This is a genomic window from Loktanella atrilutea (assembly GCF_900128995.1).
GTDB classification, from domain to species: Bacteria; Pseudomonadota; Alphaproteobacteria; order Rhodobacterales; family Rhodobacteraceae; genus Loktanella; species Loktanella atrilutea.
In genome coordinates this window covers 769,163-788,765 of record NZ_FQUE01000001.1, presented here as the reverse complement: position 1 = coordinate 788,765, position 19,603 = coordinate 769,163, and the positions used below count along the sequence as shown (strand labels likewise).

At 67.7% G+C, this 19,603-nt stretch carries 19 protein-coding genes and 1 pseudogene; 7 read left to right on the top strand and 13 right to left on the bottom strand.

Features of this window, described 5'->3' with window-relative positions:
* Window positions 1–17 precede the first annotated feature (17 nt).
* From BUA54_RS03835 to BUA54_RS03820, 4 genes are all read left to right on the top strand, one after another.
* Window positions 18–470, top strand: a complete 453-nt coding sequence (locus BUA54_RS03835; protein WP_072855843.1) for a DUF1499 domain-containing protein — start codon at window positions 18–20, stop codon at window positions 468–470.
* A gap of 31 nt (window positions 471–501) precedes the next feature.
* Window positions 502–1,557, top strand: a complete 1,056-nt coding sequence (prfA, locus tag BUA54_RS03830; protein WP_072855842.1) for a peptide chain release factor 1 — start codon at window positions 502–504, stop codon at window positions 1,555–1,557.
* The gene (prmC, locus tag BUA54_RS03825) at window positions 1,554–2,402 is read left to right on the top strand and encodes a peptide chain release factor N(5)-glutamine methyltransferase (protein ID WP_072855841.1); all 849 of its coding nucleotides are present in this window, start codon (window positions 1,554–1,556) and stop codon (window positions 2,400–2,402) included. Before prfA ends, prmC begins: the two co-directional genes overlap by 4 nt.
* A 186-nt stretch (window positions 2,403–2,588) precedes the next feature.
* Window positions 2,589–3,335, top strand: coding sequence for a DUF4167 domain-containing protein (locus BUA54_RS03820; RefSeq protein WP_072855840.1), 747 nt, complete (start codon window positions 2,589–2,591; stop codon window positions 3,333–3,335).
* A 33-nt stretch (window positions 3,336–3,368) separates the two neighbouring features.
* Here the strand turns inward: BUA54_RS03820 and rsmA are convergent, their stop codons facing one another.
* The 6 genes from rsmA to lptF all read right to left on the bottom strand — a co-directional run bounded on the left by rsmA (window position 3,369) and on the right by lptF (window position 10,841).
* The gene (rsmA, locus tag BUA54_RS03815; RefSeq protein ID WP_072855839.1) at window positions 3,369–4,208 is read right to left on the bottom strand and encodes a 16S rRNA (adenine(1518)-N(6)/adenine(1519)-N(6))-dimethyltransferase RsmA; all 840 of its coding nucleotides are present in this window, start codon (window positions 4,206–4,208) and stop codon (window positions 3,369–3,371) included.
* Window positions 4,205–5,239, bottom strand: coding sequence for a 4-hydroxythreonine-4-phosphate dehydrogenase PdxA (gene pdxA, locus BUA54_RS03810; protein ID WP_072855838.1), 1,035 nt, complete (start codon window positions 5,237–5,239; stop codon window positions 4,205–4,207). The genes rsmA and pdxA overlap by 4 nt, the downstream gene beginning before the upstream one ends.
* Window positions 5,240–5,266: 27 nt before the next feature.
* Window positions 5,267–6,451 (bottom strand): peptidylprolyl isomerase, encoded by a 1,185-nt coding sequence (locus BUA54_RS03805; RefSeq protein WP_072855837.1) that lies wholly within the window; start codon window positions 6,449–6,451, stop codon window positions 5,267–5,269.
* Between the two features lie 66 nt (window positions 6,452–6,517).
* The gene (locus BUA54_RS03800; RefSeq protein WP_425434949.1) at window positions 6,518–8,611 is read right to left on the bottom strand and encodes an LPS-assembly protein LptD; all 2,094 of its coding nucleotides are present in this window, start codon (window positions 8,609–8,611) and stop codon (window positions 6,518–6,520) included.
* A gap of 8 nt (window positions 8,612–8,619) precedes the next feature.
* Window positions 8,620–9,714, bottom strand: a complete 1,095-nt coding sequence (gene lptG, locus BUA54_RS03795; protein WP_072855835.1) for an LPS export ABC transporter permease LptG — start codon at window positions 9,712–9,714, stop codon at window positions 8,620–8,622.
* On the bottom strand, window positions 9,711–10,841 hold the full coding sequence (gene lptF, locus BUA54_RS03790) for an LPS export ABC transporter permease LptF (protein WP_072855834.1): 1,131 nt from the start codon (window positions 10,839–10,841) through the stop codon (window positions 9,711–9,713). The genes lptG and lptF overlap by 4 nt, the downstream gene beginning before the upstream one ends.
* Before the next feature lie 136 nt (window positions 10,842–10,977).
* On the opposite strand from lptF, the gene BUA54_RS03785 reads away from it, so the two are divergent.
* Both BUA54_RS03785 and BUA54_RS03780 read left to right on the top strand, forming a co-directional pair.
* Window positions 10,978–12,444, top strand: coding sequence for a leucyl aminopeptidase (locus BUA54_RS03785; protein WP_072855833.1), 1,467 nt, complete (start codon window positions 10,978–10,980; stop codon window positions 12,442–12,444).
* The gene (locus tag BUA54_RS03780) at window positions 12,444–12,905 is read left to right on the top strand and encodes a DNA polymerase III subunit chi (RefSeq protein WP_072855832.1); all 462 of its coding nucleotides are present in this window, start codon (window positions 12,444–12,446) and stop codon (window positions 12,903–12,905) included. The genes BUA54_RS03785 and BUA54_RS03780 overlap by 1 nt, the downstream gene beginning before the upstream one ends.
* A gap of 102 nt (window positions 12,906–13,007) precedes the next feature.
* Here BUA54_RS03780 and BUA54_RS03775 read toward each other — a convergent pair whose 3' ends face one another.
* The 5 genes from BUA54_RS03775 to BUA54_RS03755 form a co-directional block, all read right to left on the bottom strand.
* Window positions 13,008–13,586, bottom strand: coding sequence for a retropepsin-like aspartic protease family protein (locus tag BUA54_RS03775; protein ID WP_072856139.1), 579 nt, complete (start codon window positions 13,584–13,586; stop codon window positions 13,008–13,010).
* Window positions 13,587–13,602: 16 nt separating this feature from the next.
* Complete coding sequence (locus BUA54_RS03770; protein WP_072855831.1) at window positions 13,603–14,229, bottom strand: MarC family protein; 627 nt, start codon at window positions 14,227–14,229, stop codon at window positions 13,603–13,605.
* A 136-nt stretch (window positions 14,230–14,365) separates the two neighbouring features.
* Window positions 14,366–16,219 (bottom strand): ABC-F family ATP-binding cassette domain-containing protein, encoded by a 1,854-nt coding sequence (locus BUA54_RS03765; RefSeq protein ID WP_072855830.1) that lies wholly within the window; start codon window positions 16,217–16,219, stop codon window positions 14,366–14,368.
* A 43-nt stretch (window positions 16,220–16,262) separates the two neighbouring features.
* Window positions 16,263–17,702: an alanine/glycine:cation symporter family protein gene (locus tag BUA54_RS03760; protein WP_072855829.1), complete on the bottom strand. Its 1,440-nt coding sequence runs from the start codon at window positions 17,700–17,702 to the stop codon at window positions 16,263–16,265.
* 71 nt (window positions 17,703–17,773) lie between these two features.
* Window positions 17,774–18,394 (bottom strand): YceI family protein, encoded by a 621-nt coding sequence (locus BUA54_RS03755; RefSeq protein WP_072855828.1) that lies wholly within the window; start codon window positions 18,392–18,394, stop codon window positions 17,774–17,776.
* Between the two features lie 145 nt (window positions 18,395–18,539).
* On the opposite strand from BUA54_RS03755, the gene ndk reads away from it, so the two are divergent.
* Window positions 18,540–18,962 (top strand): nucleoside-diphosphate kinase, encoded by a 423-nt coding sequence (gene ndk / locus BUA54_RS03750; protein WP_072855827.1) that lies wholly within the window; start codon window positions 18,540–18,542, stop codon window positions 18,960–18,962.
* A gap of 55 nt (window positions 18,963–19,017) precedes the next feature.
* Here the strand turns inward: ndk and BUA54_RS03745 are convergent, their stop codons facing one another.
* Entirely contained in the window at window positions 19,018–19,392 is a 375-nt protein-coding gene (locus BUA54_RS03745) for a DUF4112 domain-containing protein (protein WP_072855826.1), read from the bottom strand.
* Window positions 19,389–19,562: pseudogene (locus BUA54_RS03740) on the bottom strand (YqaE/Pmp3 family membrane protein). The gene BUA54_RS03745 and the pseudogene BUA54_RS03740 overlap by 4 nt, the downstream one beginning before the upstream one ends.
* Between the last annotated feature and the right edge of the window lie 41 nt (window positions 19,563–19,603).

The window sequence follows — 19,603 nt, the reverse complement described above, 5'->3', positions numbered from 1 at the left end:
CAACGAAGGAGCATCCCATGCTGAAGAAGATCCTGTTCGGTGTCGGCGTCGTGGCCGTGGCCGGCGTCGCATACGTCCGCCTGTCGCCCACCGACCTTGCCACTTACCACGTCGCCCCCGTCGCGACAGAGGCAGGCGACGACGCCGGCGCCCACAGTTTCAAGGCAGCGCGCCAGATCACCGCGCCCGCCGCCGACGTGCTGCGCGCCGTGGACAGCGTCGCGCGCCAGACCGAACGGACGCAGCTTGTCGCGGGCTCCGTCGGCGAAGGGCTGATGACCTACGAGACGCGCTCGGCCCTCATGGGCTATCCCGACTACACCACGGTCACCGTCGTCGACGGCCCCGACGGGCCGCTGCTGGTGATCCTCGGCCGCGCCCGGTTCGGGTCCTCCGACATGGGCGTGAACCGCGAAAGGGTAGAGGCATGGCTCGCCCAGCTTGGCCCGTTGGTGGTGCCGGCCTCTTGACGGGGGCCGGACGGCCTGCCACCTGACTGCCATGATACCCGCAGACCGCATTGCCCAGATCATCGACCGCTTCCAGTTCCTGGAAGCGAAGATGTCCGGCGATATCGCCGGCGCCGACATCGCCGCACTTGCCAAGGAATACAGCGACCTGACCCCGGTGGTCGGCACCCTGCGGGCCTATCAGGACCTCGTGCAGCAGATCGCGGATACAGAGGACCTGCTGGCCGATCCCGAAATGCGCCGCATGGCAGAGGAAGAGCTGCCGGCCCTGCGCGCGGAACTCGAGGCCAGCGAACAGGCCGTGCAACTGGCCCTGCTGCCCCGCGACGCCGCCGACGCGCGCCCCGCATTGCTGGAAATCCGGCCCGGCACCGGCGGGGACGAGGCCTCGCTTTTCGCCGCCGATCTTCTGCGCATGTATCAGCGCTACGCCGAAAGCCGGCGCTGGCAGTTCGAGATCCTCGATCAAAGCGACACCGAGCTTGGCGGCATCAAGGAAGTCACCGCACGGATCGCCGGCGACGGCGTCTTTGCCCGCCTGAAATACGAATCCGGCGTCCACCGCGTCCAGCGCGTGCCTGAAACCGAATCCGGCGGTCGCATCCACACGTCCGCCGCCACCGTCGCCGTGCTGCCAGAGGCAGAGGAGGTCGACGTCCAGATCCCCGCCACGGATATCCGCATTGATACGATGCGCGCCAGCGGCGCGGGTGGCCAGCACGTCAACACCACCGATTCGGCCGTCCGGATTACCCACATCCCCACCGGCATCATCGTCGTCAGCGCCGAAAAGTCGCAGCACCGCAACCGCGAGATCGCGATGAACGTGCTGCGCACCCGGCTCTTCGACCTCGAACGCCAGCGAATCGACGGCGCCCGCTCTGCCGACCGCAAGGCGCAGATCGGCACCGGCGACCGGTCCGAGCGCATCCGCACCTACAATTTCCCGCAGGGCCGCCTGACCGACCACCGCATCAACCTGACGCTCTATTCGCTGGGTCAGGTCATGCAGGGCGACCTCGACGCGATCATCGACGCCCTGCAATCGGACGCGCAGGCCCAGCTTCTGGCAGAGATGGGCGCATGATCTGGACCGACCTGCTGCGGCAGGCGATCCAGACGCTGACCGCCGCCGGCATCCCCGACGCTCCCCGCGACGCCCGCCGGCTGGCTGCCCACGTCCTTGGCATCGACCCCGCCCGCATCACGCTGATCGCACAGGACCCGGTGCCGCCGGGCCTTGCGCAACTGTATCAGGGCATCGTCGGCCAGCGCGCCCGACGGGTGCCGGTGTCGCATCTCACCGGCAGCCGGCAGTTCTATGGCCGGACCTTCGCCGTCACGCCGGACGTCCTCGACCCCCGTCCGGACACCGAAATCCTGGTCGAGACCGCGCTGGCACGCCCCTGGAACCGGGTGCTGGACCTTGGCACGGGATCGGGCTGCATCCTGTTGACATTGCTGGCGGAACGGGGGCCCACCGCTTTCGGCATCGGCACCGACCTGTCGCGCGCCGCCCTCGCGGTCGCCATGCGCAACGCCGCCGCCCTGCGCCTTGGCGACCGGGCGCAGTTCCACGCGGGCGACTGGCTGGATGCGCTGCCCGGCGGCACCGCCGCCTTCGACCTGATCGTGTCGAACCCGCCCTACATCACGCTGGACGACTACGCGACGCTGGCCCCCGACGTCGGCCTCTACGAACCGCGTCTTGCACTGACAGACGAAGGCGACGGCCTGAACGCCTACCGTCGCATCCTGCGCGCGGCGCCCGCGCATCTGGTGCAGGGCGGCTGGCTGGTGGTCGAGATCGGGCCGACGCAAGGGGCCGCCGTCGTTGACCTCTTCCGCAGCCACGGCCTGACGACCGTCACCATCACACCGGACCTCGACAGGCGGGATCGCGTGGTCTCGGGCCAAAAACCGCGGGTTTGACCGCCGATTCCGCGTTTTTGGCTTGCCACCGGCGCACCTACGTGCAAATTCAGACCAACCGGCGCGCAGAGTGCTCTCGCGCTCTCTCCGGTTAGCCGCCAGACACCGCTTCGTCGCCCGCCGTGCAAGAAGGCACGGACCTGCGGGGACCAGCGCAACAAAGCCAAGGGCTTGACGGAAGTTCACATGAGATCATCGAAGTCACGGTCGCGGGGCAACAAGAACCGCAACACCAACCGACCTACGGGCGGCAACATCATCAACCGGGTCTTCGACAGCTCCGGCCCCGATGGCAAGGTGCGCGGCACCCCGCAGCAGATCATCGAGAAATACAACCAGCTGCATCGCGACGCGCAGCTGAGCAACGACCGCGTGAACGCCGAGAACTTCGCCCAGCACGCGGAACACTACCTGCGGATGCTGGCAGAGGCACAGCGCGAGGTCGACCGCGCCCGCGAGGAGCAGGAAGAGCAGAACCGTCAGCGTCAGGCCGAACGCGACCGGGAACGCAACGAACAGGAAGAACTGAACCGCCAGCGCCAGGCCGAACGCGACCGCGAGCGCAGCGAACAGGAAGAGCTGAACCGTCAGCGTCAGGCCGAACGCGACCGCGAGCGCAACGAGCGCCTGCGCGCGCAGGAAGAGGCCTCGAACGGTGACGCTTCCGACCAGCCGCGCCAGCCGGAGGCACCGCGCGACGGCGACCAGCCGCGCCGCTCCGGCCGTCCGCGCCGCAACCCGCAGCCGCAGGACGACGTCCAACAGTCTGGCGACGATGGCGCCACCAACGACAGCACGCTGGTCGATACGCCGGAATCGCGCGGCGATGCGCCAGCACCGAAGCCGCGCAAACCCCGCGCCCCGCGCAAGCCCCGGCCAAAACCCGAGGGCGGCGATACGCCGTCACAGACCGGCACCGACGGCACCGAATGACGAAAGGCCCCCGATCCGGGGGCCTTTTTGGTATCACGGGGTCAGGCTGCGGGTCAGGGCGCAGAACTGCTCCAGCCCGATCTCCTCGGCCCGGGCGGTGGGCGGGATGCCGACCGCCCGCAGATGATCCTCCACGTCCGGCCCCAGCGGTTTCAGCGCCGATCGCAACATCTTGCGCCGCTGGTTGAAGGCCGTCGCCACCACCCGGTTCAGCATCGCCGCATCCGCCGGGTACCGGGGCGCGGGCAGGGCGGTCAGATGCACGACGGCCGAACTGACCTTGGGCGGCGGCGAAAACGCCTCCGGCGGCAGGTCCATCACGATCCGCGCGTCGCAGCGCCAGTGTACCAGCAGCGCCAACCGCCCGTAAGCCTTGTCGCCGGGCTGTGCCACGATCCGCTGCGCCACCTCGCGCTGGAACATCAGCGTCAGGCTCTCCCAGAACGGCGGCCAGTCGGGCGGCGACAGCCAGCGCACCAGCAGCTCCGTCCCGATGTTGTAAGGCAGGTTGGCCGCGATCCGGATCGGCGCCTGCAACCGCCCCGCCACGTCGATCTCCAGCGCATCGCCGTTCACGACCTCCAGCCGCCCCGGATAGGCGTCGGCGATCTCCTCCAGCGCCGCGATGCAGCGGGCGTCCTTCTCGATCGCCAGCACCCGCCGCGCGCCCTCGGCCAGCAACCCGCGGGTCAGCCCGCCGGGGCCCGGCCCGATCTCGAGGATGTCGGACCCCTTCAGATCCCCCGCCATCCGGGCAATCTTCGCCGTCAGGTTCAGATCCAGCAGAAAATTCTGTCCCAGCGACTTCTTCGCCGCGATCCCGTGCGTCTCGATCACGGCCCGCAAGGGGGGCAGGTCGTCGATCTGGCTCATGTCCTCGCTTTTTCCCAAATACTCCCCCCGGAGGGTCCCACACCACCAGCCCCCCGCGCGTCCGCCATATCGCGCGCCATCCGCAACGCCGCGATCATCGACGTCGCCTCCGCCACGCCGGTGCCCGCGATATCGAACGCCGTCCCGTGATCCGGCGAGGTCCGCACGAAGGGCAGCCCCAGCGTCACATTCACGCCACCGGCAAAGTCGATGGTCTTGATCGGGATCAGCGCCTGGTCGTGGTACATGCAGACCGCCGCGTCGTAACCCGCCCGGGCGCCCGCATGAAACATCGTATCCGCCGGCAGCGGCCCGCGCAGGGCCAGCCCTTCGCCACGCAGCCGGTCCAGCAGCGGGGCGATCATCGCGATCTCTTCTCCGCCCATCTTGCCGTCCTCGCCCGCGTGGGGGTTCAGCCCCGCCACGGCGATGCGGGGCTGCGCCACGCCGAAATCGCGGATCAGGGCGGCATGGGTGATGCGCAGCACTTCCTCCAGCCCCGCAGCGGTCAGGGTGGCGGGGACCGCCGCCAGCGGGATGTGGATCGTCGCGGGCACCACGCGCAGGGCGTCGCAGGCCAGCATCATCACGACCGGCACGTCCCCCGCCAGCGCAGAGAGGTATTCCGTATGCCCCGGATAGGCGAAATCCGCCCCGTCGATCAGCGCCGCCTTGTTGATCGGCGCGGTGCAAAGGGCGCGCGCCCGTCCGGCGGTGGCCAGTGCCACCCCTTCGCGAATGGCGTCGATCACCCCCTGCGCGTGGCGCGGGTCCACCACGCCGGGACGGCGCGGGCTGCCGAAGTCGCGGGCCAGCACCGGCAGGGCATCGGGGCAGGGGCCGTGCGCCTCTGCCGCCGAGGTGACAACCCTGACAGGCGTATCGTCGGGCAGATGCGCCGGATCGCCGATCCACAGCAGCGCCATCTCGGCCCCCAGCGCGCGCCATGCGCCGGCGGCGACCTCCGGTCCGATGCCCGCCGGTTCGCCGCAGCTGATCGCGATCGGCGCATCCGCCGCAGCCCTGCTCATGCGGGTACCGTCACGCGCCTGCCGCCCTCACGGGCGGATCGTCGCGGCGGCCCGCAGGTCCGCCAGCAGCGCGTTGGCGAAGCCTTCCAGACGCTGGCTCTGCAGCTGGCCGCGCAGCGCTTCCGGATCGGCTGCGGCGTCGCCATAGGTCCGCCCGCACATCATCACGAGGATCGTCGCATTGCCCTGCCGCAACCCGACGGAGGTTTCGTTCCGGTCCAGCCGCGCCAGTTGCAGCGCCACGTCCTGCGGGATCTGCGCGGGCGGCACGGTCTGGCGGGTCAGCACGCCTTCGGGCTGGCCCTTGGCCACGCCGTAAAGGTCGTCGCAGGTGTCCACCCGCAGCGCCACGGCCTGCGCCGCCGCCGCATCGCCACCGACCGCATAGGTCGCGTAATCGACGCTCGTGGGTTGCGCACGGGGCTGCCTGACCTCGCGGATGCCGCGCGACTGGAACAGCGCCACGCCGTTCGGGATCGGGATCGGCGGCGTCACCTCGCCCACGCCCAGCCCGCTGATCAGACCCTGCAGCGCCGGCGGATAGTTCGACAGCGGCAGCCAGCCAAGGCGGCCGCCGTTGCTGCGGCTGGGCAGGGCGGAATAGCGCCGCGCCGCCGCCTCGAACTCCGCCTGAGACCGGGACTGGCTGATCTGCTCGGCGATGGCATTGGCCTCTGCCGCGCGGGGCGGCGGGGCGGGAATGATGATCTCGGTCAGCAGCACCTCCAGCGCGTCGGCGCTGCCAGACTGCTGGTTGGCCGCGCGCTCGACCTCCGCGTCGCTGATCTGCGCCTGTGCGCCATAGCGTTGGCGGATGTAGTCGCGCCACGTGACGCCCACGCGCACGAACTGCTCCAGCGTCGTCGGCGACACGCCGCCGCGGTTCAGCACCTGCAGAAACTCCTCCGTCGACAGCCCGCCGCGCAGGGCAAAGGCCTCGACCTCGGAGGCCAGCGACTCCGGCGGCAGGGTCACGCCACGGCGGTCCAGCTCCTGCTGCTTCAGCGACTCCTCGATCAGTTGTTCACGCGCCAGCGCCGCCGTGTCGCCCGGCGTGCGGAACAGGGTCAGCAGCCGCTGCCGCTGGTCCAGCTCGTATCCGGTGATGGCCGCGTCGTTCACGGTGATGACGGGCGAGAATTGCCCCTGCGCCATCGCATGGGGCGCGCCGAGTGGCAGCAGCAGGGCAGTTAGAAGGGCGGTCAGGCGCATCGGGTCTTGGTCCTATCGTCTATGTGTCGTCCGGCCGGGACCGGACCTGATCCGGGCGGCGCGATGTCATCCACGGCAGGCGGTGGGCGCGATGCGTGGCACGCCATTGGCGGAAAACCCCTGCAAGGCCACCGACAGGCCGTAGTTCGTCGTTGGCCGCAGCGTAGTCGAAGTCGCATAGCGGCGCGAGACCGAAAGCGAGACCGCGACGCATTCATTCCGCCAGCCGAGGCCGATCCCCGCCCGTACCGGGCTGTCGCGCGCGATGTCATAGCGCGTGTCGAAGCTGATGTCCCACGCGGGCGTCAGCTGCACCGTCCCGTCGAGGCTGTATTCCGATACCGTTCCGGGCCGCCCGCCCGCCGCATCCGCCTGCTGCCAGATGTAGCCGCCGGCCAGCTGCACCTCTGGCCGGTTCCAGAACACCCGCGCGGTGGCCAGTGTCGTCGTGCCGTCGTCCTGCAGCAGCGCGCGCCCGTCGAAGGTCAAGCCGCGTGGCAGGATGATCTGCCCCGCCACCAGCCAGTCCGACACGTCGCCGTCCTGACCCGAGGTGCGGGTGAACTGCGGATCGGCATCCGCGCGCAGGATACGGCCGAAGCCGAGGGTCGAGGTCACGCCCTCGGACCCCGCGCGGGTCCATGTCAGGCCCAGCGCCAGCCGCAGGCCGTCCTCTGCCGCGTCCTGACCGGGAAAATGGGTCAGCGCCAGCAGGTTGCCCTCGTCCAGTTCCGGCCGGGTGCTGTCCTCGTTCGGCGGCGTGCCGCCAAGGAGGCGCGACCACGACAGGGCCGCGACCGGTTCCAGCACATGCCGCGTCCGCCCGTTGCGCCGCACCAGCGGATAGCGCAGCAGGACCTGCGCATAGGGCACCGCCCGCGCGATCGTCGCATCGAACTGGTCGCTGTCATTGACCTGCCAGACATCCGCCGTCAGCGCCCCGGTGCCCGTTACCAGCACGCCGGTCCCGCTCAGCCAGTCGCGCACGTAGCGCAGGCTGCCCCCCGTGCGCGTCACGTCGCGCCCCAACTGCCCGGTGGCGCTGCCATAGCGCAGCAGCGTGTCCGCGCTGGCGGTCGCCGTCAGCGTGCCGCCCATCGCCGGGTAGAAGCGATGCACCAGCCCGGCACTTGCGACCAGCGGCGGCAGGCTGGCGTTGCGCTCGTCCGTCCGCAGGGTCTGGTAGTAGGACAGGCTGGTGGACCACAGCACATCCTCCGTCACCTTGGTCAGGGCCACGATGCTCGACAGCCGGTCGACATCGGTGATCCCGTAATCGCTCAGATACGCCGCGTCCGAGGCGGTCTGGATGTCGAAGCGCAGCTTCGCCCCGTTCGCCAGCGCGAAATCGCCCTCGGCGAAGACATAGCCGCGCAGCCCGTCGGACACGCCCAGATCGTCGTTCGACCCGGCGGCGGTGACGCTGACGGTGCCGTTGCGGAACGCCTGACGATAGCGCGTCGTCAGCGTGCGGCTGTTCGACGACAGGTAGGGCGTCAGCAGCAAATCGCGGCTGTCGGACAGGGCGATGTAATAGGGCACCTCGATCCCGATCCCCAGCCGGTTGCTGGACTGCAGCCGCGGCAGCAGCAGGCCCGTCGCACGGGTGTTGTTCGGGTCCGGCAGCCGCAGGTAGGGCAGATATAGGATCGGCACCCCCTTTACCCGGAAGGTCGCATTGCTGAAATACAGCTGCTGCGCCTCGGCGTCGTGGATCACCTTCTCGGCCCGGATCTCCCACAGGGGCTTCTGCCCGGCACAGACCTGACAAGAGGTCACGGCGGTCTTGTACAACTGGCTGTAGCGGCCGTCCGCCCGGTCGATCTGGTTGGCGGCCAGCTGCAACTGCTGATCCAGCACCAGCCGCGCGCCCAGCAGCACGCCGTTTTCCAGCTTGGGGTCCATGTCCGCCTGATCGGCGGTCAGGATCTCGCCATCGGGGCCGGTGATCAGGATCGGCCCCTCGATCCGCAGCCGGTCGGTCGGCTTGTCATAGATGACGCGGGACGCGGTCAGGCGGCTGCCCTGATACAGCACCTCGATGTTGCCCTGCGCGGTCAGCCGGTCCTGTCCTTCGACGAAGACGTCGTCGGCGACCAGCGTCGCGGCCATCTGCGCCACGGCCACCTGCGGCAGCAGCAGCGCCAGCAGAATCCACACCAACCGCATCATCCGTCCTCGCGTTGCAACAGGATCCCCATCGCCAGACCCGCCGCCGCCAAAGGCGGCGCCCAGACCGCAAGGGCCGCCGGCACGTCGCCGTTCTCGCCCAGGATCTGCGCGAAGTTCCGGATGAAGTAGATTGAGAAGGCCAGCAGGATCGCGATCATCACGTTCAGCCCGACCTTTCCGCCGCGCTGCGGGCGCATGGTGAAGGCCGCGCCGATCAGCATCATCGCGGCCAGGAACAGGGGCTGCGACAGCTCCATCTGGAACCAGACGATATGGCGCTGCGCCGAAAAGCCCGCCGCCTGCAGCCGCGCGATGAACGCGGGCAGGTTCCAGATCGAGATGCTGCTCGGCGTGCCGAAGTTGTTGCGGATCTGGTCTGCCGTCAGGGTCGACGCGATGCGGTCGGTGTCCGCCAGCGTCGCAGCCGCCTCCGGCGTGGTGTCGGTGTCCAGCGGCCATGTCTTCACCCCGCTCAGGTCCCAGCCGCCGTCGTTCAGGACCGCCTTGTCCGCCATGATCCGCGCCAGCGGCGTGCCGTCGGGGCCGTAGGTCAGGAATGTGACGTCCGACAGCGTCGTCCCCGACAGGTTGGTGCTGACCGCGTGGATTACCGTCTGCCCGGCGTCATCGCCCTGCCGCAGCCACAGCCCGGACGACGCAAGGCTCAGCACCGATCCCGCACCGCGCAGGTCGGCGACCTTGGCGTCGAAGGCGCGGGATGTCGCCGCGACCAGCGGGTTCAGCACCGCCACCGCCAGCGCCCCGATCACCAGCGCCGTCACCAGCGGTGCCACCAGCAGCCGCAGCCCGGACCGCCCGGCGGCGCGCGTCACCACCAGTTCGGACGTGCGGGCCAGCCCGAGGAACAGCGCCACGCTCGCGATGATCATGATCAGCGGCAGGATCTGATAGACCCCCTGCGGCGCGTCCAGCAGAGCGAGGTTCAGGATATCGCGAAAGCTCGCCGCGTCGCCGCCATAGCGGCGCAGGTTGTCCGCAAGGCCGAGGAACGTCAGGATCACCGCGAAGACGAGGAACATGCCAAGAAAGATCCGCAGGAACCGCCGCGCGAAATACCGGTCGAGGATCATGCCGCCACCCCGCGCGCCGGCGTGCGCCGGAACAGGTAGGGCCGTGCCGCCACGAACAGCAGCGCCGTCACGATGGCAAAGCCCACGGCGACCGACAGGTAGGTTGCGAACCAGACCTGCGGCGTGGTCCGGGCGATGTTCAGGCCCGTCGTCTCCAGCGCCTTGATGACGATGATCAGCACGATCGCAAAGACGATCTGCGGCCAGACGCCGAAGCGGCTGAACCCGCCCAGCATCAGCGCCGCGAACCCCAGCAGCGCACCCACGGTGCCCAGCAGCGCCTGACTGATCCGGTCGTTCGCTTCCGTCACCAGTTGCGCCGCCGTGCGCCCGGTCTCCGCCTCCAGCGCCGCGGTGGGGTGCAGCAGGTCATTGATGAACAGCTCTCGCGCGGTCCGGTTCTCGCGCGGGGTGATCTTGATCAGATTGCCGATGTTGTAGGAGAAATCCTTGAAATCCGTGACGAACAGCCGCGCGTCGTCGTTCCGCAGGCTTTGCGCCATGCCGTCGACCATGACCAGCTGCGCGTCCCCCTCATCCCGCACCAGATAGGCGCGCCGCGCCGTATAGGTCGTCTGCGTCGCCGGGTCGCGCTGGTCCGACAGGAACACGTCCTGCAACTCGCCCTCCGGCGTGATCGCGCGGATATACAACGTAATGCCCGGCACGGGCTCGATGAACTGGCCCTCGGTCAGGATGCGCGCGGTGATGTTCTGCGCGATTTCCGCCTGCCGCACGTTCAGCGCGGTCGTCGACAGCGGCACCAGCACCTGCATCAGGATCGAGATCAGGACCGCCACGATCAGTCCGAAGTAAAGCACCGGCCGCGCCATCCGCCACGGGCTGAACCCGGTGGCCTGCATCACCACCAGCTCGCTGTCCTGCATCATCCGGTTGGTGACATAGACGCTCGCCGCGAAGGCCGACAGCGGCAGCGCCAGACGGATCACGTTGGGCAGCGACAGGGCGACCAGCTCCACGATGACGCCGATCCCCTGACCGCCCGCGATCAACTGGTCGAACAGCCGCACGGCGGCGTTGATCCAGTAGATCATCACCAGCACGAGGCTGAAGAACCCGAAGGTCACCATCAGCTGGCTCAGCATGTAGCGGTCGAAGCGTCCCAAACGTGGCGGTGTCCCGTGCAAGAGGTTGCGGCAAACTAGCCGAAGGCCGCCCGTTCCGAAACTGCAAACTGGTCATTGCGGCGCGGGACCGCTAGCAAGGCGGCATCCCATCAGATGCCACCCGAAAGGCCCGCCCATGACACAGATCGCCGATATCCGCTTTGCCGCCACCGACACCGACACGCTGGCCGAGGCGACGGGCCTGATCGCCGTGCTGGTGGGCGAGGGCGGCAAGATGGACGCGGGCGCCCGCCGCGTGAACAGCCTGACCCGCAAGGCGCTGGCCCGACTTTCGGAAAGCGAGGCCTTCGCCAAGGCCAAGGATGGCGACGTCATGCGTCTGTCCTTCCCTGCGGGCCTTGCCGCCGATGCGGTGCTGGTCGCCAAATCCGGGCCGAAGCCCGACCAGACCACCGCCCGTCGCATCGGCGCGCAGCTGGCCAAGGCACAGGGCAGGCACCCGATGACCCTGCTGCTGGGCAAGACCGCCAACGCCCCCGACGTGGCACTGGGTCTGGCCCTGCGGGGCTACAACTTCACCGACCACAAGACCGACAAGGGCAACCCGCCGGGCGACGTCACGATCATGACCGACGATCCCGAAGCCACCGCCAAGGCCGCACAGGTCGGCATGGCCGTGGCCGAGGGCGTCTTCTTCACCCGCGACCTGACCAACGAACCCGCCAACGTGCTGACCACCGACGACTTCGCCGCGCGTCTGGCGGCGATGCAGGAACTGGGGCTGGAAGTCGAGATCCTCGAAGAGGACGAGCTGAAGACGCTCGGCATGGGCGCGCTGCTGGCCGTGGGGCAGGGCAGCGCGAGCCCCTCCAAGGTCGTCGTCATGCAATGGAACGGCGGCGGGGACGAGGCGCCCTTCGCGCTGGTGGGCAAGGGCGTCGTCTTCGACACCGGCGGCATCAGCCTCAAGCCCGGCGCCAACATGGAAGACATGACGATGGACATGGGCGGCGCCGGCGTCGTGTCCGGAGTCATGCGCACGCTGGCGCTGCGCAAGGCCAAGGCAAACGTCGTGGGCCTCGTCGGGATCGTGGAAAACATGCCGTCCTCCACCGCCTACCGCCCCGGCGACGTGCTGCATTCGATGAAGGGCGACACGATCGAGGTGGTGAACACCGACGCCGAAGGCCGCCTCGTGCTGGCCGACGTGCTCTGGTACGCGCAGGACCGCTTCAAGCCCTCGGGCATGATCAACCTCGCCACCCTGACCGGCGCAATGCTGGTGGCGCTGGGGCACGAGAATGCGGGTGTCTTCAGCAACTCCGACGATCTGGCGGGGGCCTTCCTCAAGGCCGCCGACGCCGAAGGCGAAGGCGCGTGGCGGATGCCGATGGGCAAGGCCTACGACAAGATGATCGACAGCCACATCGCGGACGTCAAGAACTCCGGCGGACGGCTGGCGGGGTCGATCACCGCGGCGCAGTTCCTGCGCCGCTTCGTCAAGGACGATGTGCCGTGGTGCCACCTCGACATCGCGGGCGTCGCCAGCGTAAAGGCGGAAACCGCACTGGCACCCAAGGGCGCGACCGGCTGGGGCGTCATGGCGCTGAACCGCCTGATCGCCGACCGCTACGAGTCCTGATGGGGGCGGTCTATTTCTACCACCTGACCGAAAGCCCCCTTGATCAGGCGCTGCCGCAACTGGTCGACCGGGCCGCGGGGCAGGGCTGGCGCGTGCTGATCCGGGGGCGGCGGATGCCGCTTCTGGAACGGCTCGACGCGGTGCTGTGGCAGGGGCCGCCCGACAGTTTCCGCGCCCACGGGCTGGCGGGCGACCACGACGCCGACCAGCCGATCCTGCTGGGCGTGGACACGCCCGCCGCGGGATTCGACTGCGTGATGAGCGTGGACGGTGCCGACCTGACCCCCGCCGAGATCGCCGCAAGCAAGCGCGCCTGCGTCCTCTTCGACGGCCACGACGGCGACGCCCTGCAACGGGCGCGCGGCCAGTGGAAGGCGCTGACCTCCGCCTCTGTCGCCGCGCAGTATTGGGCGCAGGACGACGGCCGCTGGGTCAAGAAGGCCGAAAGCGGCGCCGTCTAGTAGGCGAAACTGGAATCGAAGTTTTCCGGAAGGGTGGCCGGGGCGGCGCAGGCGGTCAGCCCAAGGACCAGCAGCAGGGGTGTCAGGAAGCGTGTCATCGGTCTACCTCGTCAGGATCAGGTCGTCTGCGGTGATCTGGATGTTGCTGAAGTTCCGCAGATAGCTCATGCCCAGCAGCGATCCCGCCATATCGCCCTGGTTGACCACGGCCCGCACGTCCGCCTGGGTGACGCCGCCAAGGCTCACGCTGTCCAGCGTCACCTGCGCCGTCCGCACCGTGCCGTTCGCCGTGCTCGCCTGACCCAGATAGCGCAGGGTGTCCGTGTCGATGCCCACGGCGGCCGCGTCGGCGGCGCTCAGCACGATCTGGCTGGCGCCGGTATCCACCATGAAGGTCAGGGGTCGGCCGTTGACGTCGAGCCGGGCGTAGAAATGACCGTCCGCCTGTCGCGGCAGCACGATCTGCCCCTCGGTCATGATCGCCTGCTGCGGCGCGACGCTTTGCCGGATATCGCCCCACATCCCCGCAGCGGCGATGACGCCGACGAAGATCAGGCCCCAGATGCTGGCCTGCTGCGCCATCCTGCCCATCTGGCCCCGCTGGCTGACGATGTAGCTGACGGCGATCGCACCCCCTAGAAGGGTCAGATAGGTGATCTGCATGATGCGGTCGGTGTCCATGCCACCCATATAGGGCTCAGCCCGCCAGACCGAAACCCTTCAGCCCGTCCAGGATGAACTGCACCGACAGGGCCGCCAGCAGCATCCCCAGCAGCCGCGTCACGACGTTGATGCCGGTCTTGCCCAGCAGCCGTTCCAGCAGACCCGCCGCCATGAACATGGCGAAGACCATGGCGATCACGAGGATCATCACCCCCAGCACCGCACCGAAGCCCAGCGCGCTGTCCGCTTGGCCCGTCAGCAGGATGATCGTGGCGATGGCCCCCGGCCCCGCGATCAGTGGAATCGCCAGCGGAAAGATCGAGGGATCCTGTTCCGGATCGACCGCATCGTCCGCATTGTCCTGCCGCCGCGCCTGACGCCGCTCGAACAGCATGTCGAGCGCGGTGATGAACAGCAGGACGCCCCCCGCGATCCGGAAGGCGGGCATTGAGATGCCGACGAATTCCAGCAGCGCCTCGCCGAAGACCGCGAAGAGCAGCAGCAGCCCGATCGCCACGGTGCAGGCCCGGACCGCGATCTTCCTCCGCTGGCCGGAGGTCATTCCTTGCGTCATCGCGATGAAGAGCGGCGCGAGGCCGATCGGGTCGATCACGATGAACATCGCGGTGAAGGCGGCGATCAGGGTGGGCAGGTCGGTCATGGGGCTGGCCTCCGGATGCCTTCGGCGAGAGTTTATCTGGCCAGATGAAGGGGGTGCGCGATAATCCTAATGTCGATGGCGGTGGCGGTAACGGAGCCTCCGGCGGGAGTATTTGAGGAAAAAGCGAGGAGGGCCGTCAGGCCTTCTCCGCCTTGTCCAGCTTTTCGAGCGAGGTCATCCACATCGCCTCGGCCCGGCCGAGGCCGTCCATGACTTCGGCGTACTTCTTGTTCCAGGTGGCCAGCTCGCCGATCCGCGCATCCTCGTAAAGCGCGGGGTCGGCGAGTTTCTTCGCCAGCTTGTCGCGCATGTCGTTGATCTTGGTGACGCGCTCCTCGTTCTTGCGCACGTCGGCGCGCAGGGCGAGGATTTCGTCGCGGGTCGGCTTCACCACCTTGGGGGCGGCGGGCTTGTTGGTGTTCGCGGGCTTGTCCGGGGTCAGCAGCATCTTGCGATAGGCTTCGAGGTCCTCGTCGTAGGGCTTCACGTTGCCCCCCTTCACCAGCCACAGCCGGTCGGCGACCATGCTCAGCAGGTGCATGTCGTGGCTCACGAGGATGACGGCACCCGAATAGGCGGTCAGCGCGTCGACCAGCGCCTCACGGCTCTCGATGTCGAGGTGGTTGGTCGGCTCGTCGAGGATCAGCAGGTGCGGCGCGGGCAGCGTCGCCAGCAGCAGCGACAGCCGCGCCTTCTGCCCACCCGAGAGGCGACCGACTTCCGTATCCGCCTGATCGGCGCCAAGGCCGAAGCCCGCCAGCCGTGCCCGCAGCTTGGCTTGACCTTCTTCCGCCCGTTCGCGCAGCAGGTGTTCCAGCGGGGTTTCCTCGACCCGCAGCTCGTCCACCTGATGCTGGGCGAAGAAGCCGATGCGCAGCTTGTTGGACGTCACCATCTTGCCCCGCGCCAGATCGAGGCGGTTCGACAGCATCTTCGACAGGGTCGACTTGCCCTCGCCGTTGCGGCCCAGCAGCGCGATCCGGTCGTCCTGATCGATACGCAGGTTCAGGTCGTGCAGCACGATGGTGTTGCCATAGCCCACGGCGCCGCCCTCGACGCTGATGATGGGCGGCGACAGCTCCTCGGGCTCCGGGAAGGTAAAGACGGTGCGGGCGGCGTCGGCCGGGACGCGGATCGTTTCCATTTTTTCCAGCGCCTTGACGCGGGACTGGGCCTGCTTGGCCTTCGACGCCTTCGCCTTGAACCGGTCCACGAACTTCTGCAGATGCTCGCGCTTTGCGTCCTGCTTCTTGGCCGCCGAGGTCAGCAGTGCGATCTTCTCGGCCCGTTGCCGGGCGAACTGGTCGTAGGGGCCGGTGTAGTAGGTGAGGCCCTTGTTCTCCAGATGCAGAATCGCGCCGACGGACCGGTTCAGCAGTTCCCGGTCGTGGCTGACGATGATGACCGTATGCGGATACTTGGCGATATAGGCTTCCAGCCACAGCGCGCCTTCGAGGTCGAGGTAGTTCGTCGGCTCGTCCAGCAGCAACAGGTCCGGCTCTGCAAAGAGCACCGCGGCCAGCGCCACGCGCATCCGCCAGCCGCCCGAGAAGGCGGAACAGGGCATCCGCTGTTCCTCGTCCGTGAAGCCGAGGCCCTTGAGGATCGTCGAGGCGCGCGCCTCCGCGGACCACGCGTCGATATCGGCCAGCCGCGTCTGCACGTCTGCGATGCGCATCGGGTCGGTCGCGGTCTCGGCCTCGGCCAGCAGCGCCTCGCGTTCCGTGTCGGCGCGCAGGACGGTGTCGATCAGGCTGACCTCGTTGCCGGGCACTTCCTGGCTGACGCCGCCGATCTTCCAGCCCTTGGGCAGGCTGATCGTCCCGGTGTCGAGGATCATCTCGCCCCGGATGATGCGGAAAAGGGTCGTCTTGCCGGTGCCGTTGCGACCGACCAGACCGACCTTGTGACCCGTGGGAATGGTGACGCTGGTGTTTTCCAGCAGCGTGCGGCCTTCGACGGAATATGTGATGTCTGAGATTTTGAGCATGGCCGCCGCATAGCAGAGGCGGCGGCCATGGGAAAGCGCCCGATTAGCCGCGTTCCTGCGCCACGTCGCGGTTCCAGATCGTGGGGTCGACACCCTTGTCGATGCCGGGGTGTTCCTTGAACCGGAACAGCGGCGTCTTGCCCGCCTTCTTCTGGTCGAAGTAGTCGCGGGTCAGCGTCACCACGGTCTTCGACAGGATCAGGATCGCGACGAGGTTGATCGTCGCCATCACCGCCATGCTGGCGTCGGCAAGGTTGAAGACCGCCGACACCGGCTGCACCGCGCCCCAGATCACCATGCCCATCGCCACGGTCTTCAGCACCATCAGCGGCATGCGGCCGCCCAGCCCCAGAAACTCCATCGCGGATTCAGAGTAGCTGTAGTTGCCGATGATCGAGGTGAAGGCGAAGAACAGGATGGCGATGGCAATGAAGTAGGGGCCTGCCGCGCCGATGTGTTCCCCCAGCGCGTTCTGGGTCAGCACCATGCCCTGCGCGCCATCGGGACCGTAGTCCACCGCGCCCGACAGCAAGATCATCAGGGCCGTCGCGGTGCAGATCAGCAGCGTGTCGATAAAGACGCCAAGACCCTGCACCAGACCCTGCGACGAGGGGTGGTGCGGATCGGGCACCGCGGCGGCGGCGATGTTGGGGGCAGAGCCCATGCCGGCCTCGTTGGAGAAGAGGCCGCGCTTCACGCCGTTCATCAGGGCAGCCATGAAGCCGCCGGTGAAGCCGCCCGCCGCCTGCTCGAAGCCGAAGGCGGACTTCACGATCAGCGCCAGCATCGCGGGCACTTCGGTGATGTGGATCGCCAGCACGTAGATCGCGACCAGCAAATAGATGCCCGCCATTGCCGGCACGATCTTGTCGGCCACGTTGGCGATCGACCGGATACCGCCGAAGATCACGATGCCCGCCAGCGCCGCGATGACAAGGCCGGTGACGATGCCCGGCACGCCGAAGGCCTCCGTCATCGCTTCCGAGATCGAATTGGCCTGCACGGCCGAGAAGATCAGGCCGAAGCTCAGGATCAGGCAGATCGAGAAGGCATAGCCCATCGCCCGCGATCCGACGCCGGCGGCCATGTAGAAGGCCGGCCCGCCACGGTACTGTCCGTCGCCGTTCCTGACCTTGTAAAGCTGCGCCAGCGTCGATTCCGCATAGGCCGTCGCCATGCCGACCAGCGCCACCATCCACATCCAGAAGATCGCCCCCGGCCCGCCGAGGTAGATCGCCACCGCGACACCAGCAAGGTTGCCGGTGCCGACGCGAGAGGCGAGCGAGATCGTCAGCGCCTGCAGCGGGCTGATGCCGTCGGAAGAGGTCTCGCGCGATCCGGTGATGACGCGAAAATACTCGGGGAAGTGGCGGAACTGGATCGCGCCCAGCCGGATCGTAAAGAATATGCCCACGGCGAGCAGGCCGTAGACCAGCACATACCCCCACAGGATGGTGTTCAGAAAATCGACGACGGCATTCATGATCCGGCTCCTTCGCAGGTTATGAATATCAGCCTAACGCATCACACCGCCGTGACCACCCCCGCGCGGCCCTAATTCTGAACGGCTTCCCCGGTCCACTCGGTCTCGATCCGGAAACGGACGGTGTCGAAGACACCCAGCGTGCTGCCCTCGGCCGGCACGCCGGCCCCCATGCCGAAGGCGCTGCGGCTCAGCTCTCCCGTGGCGGAAAACCCGGCACGGACCCATGGTTCGAACAGGCCCGCCGCGCTGTTGCCGTTAAAGGTGACCTGCAGCGTGACCGGTTGCGTGACACCGTGCATCGTCAGATCGCCGGTCACATCCGCCGTCTTCGCGCCGGTCGGCGCGACTGCGGTGCTGACGAAGGTGATCTGGGGATATTGATCGGCATCGAAGAAGTTCGGCCCCAGCAGCTCCTCTCTGAACCCCAGCGGCGGCGTCGGCAGGTCGAGCGATGCGACATTGACCGTCACCGAAAGCGCCGCATGCTGCGGCGCCGCTGGGTCAAGGTCCAGCGTCGCCGCGAAGGTATCGAAACCGGCGGTAAAGTTGGACAGCCCCAGATGCATGATAGAGAAGGTCAGGCTGGCGTGGGCGGGGTCCAGCGTGAAGGTCTGGCGCGGAAAGGCGGCATCCTGTGCGGCCAGCGGCGTGGCAAGGATCAGGCAGGTCAGAAGGGCGGAGAGGCGCATGGCGGTTCCTTCGGGACAGGGGCGCCGCCATCTCGGGCCGTGGCGACGCGCCTGTCAAGGCAAAGCCTTTTCACCGCAGATGCACCATGCTAGGGCAGCGCCAGCTTTCAACGCCGCAGCGCGGCACAATAGACAAGAGGCACCCATGGCCATCCAGCGCACATTCTCCATCATCAAGCCCGACGCCACCAAGCGCAACCTGACCGGCAAGATCATCGCCAAGTTCGAGGACGCCGGCCTGCGCGTCGTCGCCTCCAAGCGCATCCAGCTGACGCTGGCACAGGCGCAGGAATTCTACGGCGTCCACAAGGACCGCCCCTTCTTTGGCGAGCTCTGCGAGTTCATGATCTCTGAACCCATCGTCGTGCAGGTGCTGGAAGGCGAGAACGCGATCCAGAAGAACCGCGACGTCATGGGCGCCACCAACCCCGCGGATGCCGCCGAAGGCACGATCCGCAAGGAATTCGCCCTGTCCATCGGCGAGAACTCGGTCCACGGATCCGATGCGCCGGAGACGGCGAAGGAAGAGATCGCGTATTTCTTCTCCGGCCTCGAACTGGTCGGCTGAGGCCTGACATGAAAAAGGCGGGCCAGGCGCCCGCCTTCGTTCGTCTTTCGCCCCTTCAGGCGAAACGGGGTCGTCCTGCCGGGACGGCCCCTTTGCGTTCCAGATGGTCGCGCAGGATCGCCACGTTCTTGCGGTTCGACTTGAACGTCGCGTCGAACAGATCGCCGATCAGGGGGATCATGCCGACCAGCGTATCGGTCGCGGTATTCGCGACCATCCGGCTGATGACATGCGCGGGCGCACCCAGACGCTTCGCCTCGATGATGATCCAGGCAGATGGCGCAAGCGTCAGAATGTCGCCGACACCCGGAATCAGCCCGATGATCGAATCATAGCCGACCCGCAGCCCGATGACCGGAATCCGGATCGCCGAATCCATCCGGTGAGCCATCTTCTCCAGCCGTTGCAGTCTCGCGTGATGATCGGTCATGCGGCTGCTGGCTCGCTGCGGCTGATGATCCAGATCGCGTGGATCAGGCCGGGGATATAGCCCAGAATCGTCAGGATGACGTTCAGTCAGAACTGACCGCCAAGGCCGACCTTCAGAAAGACCCCCAGCGGTGGGATCAGGATGGACAGGATGATGCGAACGAGGTTCATGGCAATTCCTTTCATGTATCGCTGAATCAATGCGCGACAGG

Coding starts and splice junctions, on each gene's coding strand:
- BUA54_RS03835 (WP_072855843.1), top strand. CDS start 18: ATGCTGAAGAAGATCCTGTTCGGTGTCGGCGTCGTGGCCGTGGCCGGC.
- prfA (WP_072855842.1), top strand. CDS start 502: ATGATACCCGCAGACCGCATTGCCCAGATCATCGACCGCTTCCAGTTC.
- prmC (WP_072855841.1), top strand. CDS start 1,554: ATGATCTGGACCGACCTGCTGCGGCAGGCGATCCAGACGCTGACCGCC.
- BUA54_RS03820 (WP_072855840.1), top strand. CDS start 2,589: ATGAGATCATCGAAGTCACGGTCGCGGGGCAACAAGAACCGCAACACC.
- rsmA (WP_072855839.1), bottom strand. CDS start 4,208: ATGAGCCAGATCGACGACCTGCCCCCCTTGCGGGCCGTGATCGAGACG.
- pdxA (WP_072855838.1), bottom strand. CDS start 5,239: ATGAGCAGGGCTGCGGCGGATGCGCCGATCGCGATCAGCTGCGGCGAA.
- BUA54_RS03805 (WP_072855837.1), bottom strand. CDS start 6,451: ATGCGCCTGACCGCCCTTCTAACTGCCCTGCTGCTGCCACTCGGCGCG.
- lptG (WP_072855835.1), bottom strand. CDS start 9,714: ATGATCCTCGACCGGTATTTCGCGCGGCGGTTCCTGCGGATCTTTCTT.
- BUA54_RS03785 (WP_072855833.1), top strand. CDS start 10,978: ATGACACAGATCGCCGATATCCGCTTTGCCGCCACCGACACCGACACG.
- BUA54_RS03780 (WP_072855832.1), top strand. CDS start 12,444: ATGGGGGCGGTCTATTTCTACCACCTGACCGAAAGCCCCCTTGATCAG.
- BUA54_RS03775 (WP_072856139.1), bottom strand. CDS start 13,586: ATGGACACCGACCGCATCATGCAGATCACCTATCTGACCCTTCTAGGG.
- BUA54_RS03770 (WP_072855831.1), bottom strand. CDS start 14,229: ATGACCGACCTGCCCACCCTGATCGCCGCCTTCACCGCGATGTTCATC.
- BUA54_RS03765 (WP_072855830.1), bottom strand. CDS start 16,219: ATGCTCAAAATCTCAGACATCACATATTCCGTCGAAGGCCGCACGCTG.
- BUA54_RS03760 (WP_072855829.1), bottom strand. CDS start 17,702: ATGAATGCCGTCGTCGATTTTCTGAACACCATCCTGTGGGGGTATGTG.
- BUA54_RS03755 (WP_072855828.1), bottom strand. CDS start 18,394: ATGCGCCTCTCCGCCCTTCTGACCTGCCTGATCCTTGCCACGCCGCTG.
- ndk (WP_072855827.1), top strand. CDS start 18,540: ATGGCCATCCAGCGCACATTCTCCATCATCAAGCCCGACGCCACCAAG.
- BUA54_RS03745 (WP_072855826.1), bottom strand. CDS start 19,392: ATGACCGATCATCACGCGAGACTGCAACGGCTGGAGAAGATGGCTCAC.